3 protein-coding genes and 1 pseudogene are annotated in these 3579 nt (G+C 67.6%); all 4 read left to right on the plus strand.

Annotated elements, in window-relative coordinates:
* Positions 1 to 501 precede the first annotated feature (501 nt).
* Positions 502 to 651 (plus strand): PGPGW domain-containing protein, encoded by a 150-nt coding sequence (locus ABWV20_RS19275; protein ID WP_353358101.1) that lies wholly within the window; start codon positions 502 to 504, stop codon positions 649 to 651.
* Between the two features lie 597 nt (positions 652 to 1248).
* Positions 1249 to 2460 (plus strand): annotated as a pseudogene (locus ABWV20_RS19375) (IS110 family RNA-guided transposase).
* A 495-nt stretch (positions 2461 to 2955) separates the two neighbouring features.
* Positions 2956 to 3237 carry a type II toxin-antitoxin system RelE/ParE family toxin gene (locus ABWV20_RS19290; protein ID WP_353358105.1) on the plus strand — a complete coding sequence of 94 codons (282 nt, stop codon included), beginning with the start codon at positions 2956 to 2958 and terminating at the stop codon, positions 3235 to 3237.
* Positions 3238 to 3254: 17 nt separating this feature from the next.
* A complete protein-coding gene (locus ABWV20_RS19295; protein WP_353358107.1) occupies positions 3255 to 3560 on the plus strand; it encodes a HigA family addiction module antitoxin in 306 nt (101 codons plus the stop codon).
* Positions 3561 to 3579 lie beyond the last annotated feature (19 nt).

Here is a 3579-nt window from a genome sequence, read left to right on the forward strand (position 1 = left end):
ATCCCACCCCGTGTCCAAGAACCGGGGGCAAGGCCCGATCGAGGCTAAGTCACGACCCCGCGCTCGAACTAGGGGCAACTCCTTTTGGAGGCGGGGCGGCGGCAAGGCCCACCGGAGTAGGCGTCCCCTCAGGGCATGAGCGGACGTGGCGTCAGCCAGCTTTTGTGCGGCCCAAGAGGGACACGCCAACAGCCGTCGACGCAATCATGGCGCTTCCGCCGACGGTAGACGTGACTTACGCGTCGAAGCCGGTTCCTTGGGTGCTTGCCGGAGAATTGGGGGCATCGCGACCAGTGACTACGACCTCGGAATCGAGATCCACGTGTCGCGCCAAGCGGCAACTCCATCTATCGGCCGTCCGTGGAAAGTCGCCATCCCTACGCCATGGCCAAAGCGCCGCGCTGGGCGGGTCTCCCACAACGCCAACGCCCGGCAGGCGGCAGATGGACGCGCCTTGTGGCCTCCCCGAGGTCGCCGACGGTCTGTGAAGGGGTGGCCGGCATGCTGAAGGCGCTACTCATCGTCGGACTCGCCATCAGCGTTGTTGGCGTACTGATGATCCGGTCGCCGGGACCTGGTTTCCTCCTGCTGGCTTTCGGCATCGGGATATTGAGTGGGTCTGGAATAGCTCTGCGGCAACAGCGACGCTGAACAACATGGGAGAGACACGAGCGCGCGCCAAGGCCGATGCGCGCCCGGAGCGGGGACGCGTGCGGGTGGCGCCCATCAGGCGGAGAGCGAGTTGATGAACCGCGACGCCGGCGAGCGTGTTGACGAGCCCGATAGCCGCCGCGCCCACACCTCCCGCGGAGCGTGGAGCACGCCTTGTGCGAGTAACAGCGTCGGCCAGCTAATCGTGCCAGCAGCCAAGCTGGTCTTCCACCAGCGCCCAGCGACAAGCCCAAACACGATCATGGTGGGGATCACTGGGCCTCGTCGGTCGTGTCCATCATCGCCGCAGATGTTGACAAAAGCGCGTTACGGCTCCGATCAACCAGCCGAGGGTCCCGCTGATCGCGGCTACTAGACACTTTCGGTAGGACCGGTGTCCGGCCAGACTCGGTCCAGGCGCCCGGCGGGAAGCTCTCCAAGCGGCTGCCCACCAGCGTGATCGGTGTGGCTCTACTTCGGTTTGCGTTCCCGCCGGGTGCCGCCCGTGAGGTGTGGCTCCAGAGGGGTCTGCCCAGCTCTCAGTAGCACTGCCCGCCTCGCAATCCCTACAGGTCCATCACGAGGCGAGGTAGCGGCATGGCGAAGGTGTTCATCGGGGTCGATCCCCACAAGCTGTCGGCGACCATCGAGGTCGTCGACGACCGGAGACCGTCTTGGCCACCGGCCGGTTCGGCACCGACAAGGCCGGCTACGCGGCGATGCGCCGGCACGTCGCCGCGTACCGGGAGCGGGTCTGGGCGGTCGAGGGCAGCAACGGCGCGGGTCGCCCGTTGGCGCAGCGGCTGCTGGCCGACGGGGAGCACGTCGTCGACGTTCCGGCCAAGCTCAGCGCCCGAGCCCGCGCGCTCGACACCGGTCACAACCGCAAGACCGACGCCCACGACGCGCACGCCGTCGCCGTCGTCGCGGTCCGCACGAAGGGGCTGCGAGTCCTGTCCTACGACGTCGAGCTCGAGGCGCTGCGGATGCTGGTGGCCCGACGTGAGGAGCTGACCCCGCCAACGGGTGCAGACGATCAACCGGTTGCACCGGCTGCTGTCCGAGCTGACCCCGGGCAGGACCAAGAAGGACCTGACGCCCTTGCAGGCCAGGCGGATTCTCTCCTCGGTTCGGCCGAGGGACCTGGCGGGCAAGACGCGCAAGGGACTCGCGCTCGAGCAGCTGGGCGAGCTCGTCGCCATCGACGCGAAGATCAAGGAGCGCACCAAGGAGCTCAAGGCGATGGTCAAGGCCTCCCGCTCGAGCCTGATGGACCTGACCGGCGTCGGCCCCATCGTCGCCGCCCGCGTGCTGGCCGACGTCGGCGACGTGGCCCGCTTCACCGACCGGAACCGGTTCGCGTCCTGGACCGGCACCGCCCCCATCGCGGCCTCCTCCGGAGAGATCGTCCGGCACCGGCTCTCCCGAGCCGGGAACCGGCGGATGAACCACATGATCCACATCGCCGCGACCACCCAGATCCGCCTCAACACCCCGGGCCGGGCGTACTACCTGCGCAAGATCGCCGCCGGCAAGACCAAGGCCGAAGCCATGCGCTGCCTCAAACGACGGATCTCCGACGCCCTCTACCGGCAGCTGCTCGCCGACGCCAGAGCCGCCACACCGGCGGCAGCTGACACGGTCCCGGGAGGGCACCGCGGGGCGTCACACAAATCCAGCGCGGCCGGCTCGCACCCGCACACCGGAACTTCGGATCAGCCACTTCCCGGACCCGCACCAACGACGCTACCCGCGCCGACACCGGCGAGGAAGACCACGGTCCGCAGGCGCCTCGAAACGGCCTCTTGACGTCAGAGGGGTGCCGGATTGACGCGGTTGCGCTCCCGCCTCGCGCGTCGGGGCCGATCCGGACGCTTGAGGTCAGCTGTGAACCTCCTTGGCGACGGGAGGGCGATGGCGTCGGTAGGCCAAAAGGGCGGCTTGGTGGACGAGCACCCCAACCGCAGAGTTGACGACCGCGAGTGCCGCAGCCCCGAGCAGAGTGGGGTCCATGCCAGCCACGTCGGTGACTACGAGGAGCAAGGGCCATGCCAGCGCAGCTGCCGCTAAGGTGGCTCGCCACCATCGTCCGAAGAACAGGCCAAAGAGAATCATCGTCGAATCATCTCGACTCCCTTCGTTCGCCAATTTACTCCGCGTCGCTGCCGGGAGCGGTGAACGACGTGTCACCCAGGGGACGCACGACGCCGCCCGTGACGCGGCGAAGTGGGCTTCCTCCACGAGCCAGCTCTCGGTCCGTGCCGACGGATCGACAGGCATAACGCGACGCGTTATGCTCAGGGTGTGATCAGGTCGTTCGGCAATGCGGTCACGGAACGGCTGTGGTCACGAGAACGCACCAAGAAGCTCGACCCGCGGATCGAGCGGACCGCCCTACGCAAACTCGTCCTGCTCGATGCGGCCGAGACGCTCGACGACCTGCGGGTCCCACCCGGCAACCGACTCGAAGCCCTGCGAGGCGACCGCGCCGGACAACACAGCATCCGCATCAACCAGCAGTGGCGCATCTGCTTCACCTGGACACCCGCAGGGCCCGAAGACGTCGAGATCGTCGACTATCACTGACCGAAGGAGGAACACCGATGGCGACCATCGCGCCGATCCACCCCGGGGAGGTCCTCCTCGAGGACTTCCTGACCCCGCTGGAGGTCACCCAGCACCACCTCGCCGTCTCGATCGGTGTCCCGCCGCGACGGATCAACGAGATCGTCCACGGCAAGCGCCGGATCACCGCGGACACCGCGCTGCGGCTGGCCCGCTACTTCGGCACCACCGACCGGTTCTGGCTCAACCTGCAAACCCGCTACGACCTCGAGATCGAGAAGGACCACCTCGGCGCCGCCCTTGACCAGATCCATCCCCTGCAGAGTGAACCGGCACGGGTTTGATGCCGCATCGTTTCCGGTC

This window comes from Intrasporangium sp. DVR (assembly GCF_040365325.1).
Taxonomy (GTDB): Bacteria; Actinomycetota; Actinomycetes; order Actinomycetales; family Dermatophilaceae; genus Intrasporangium.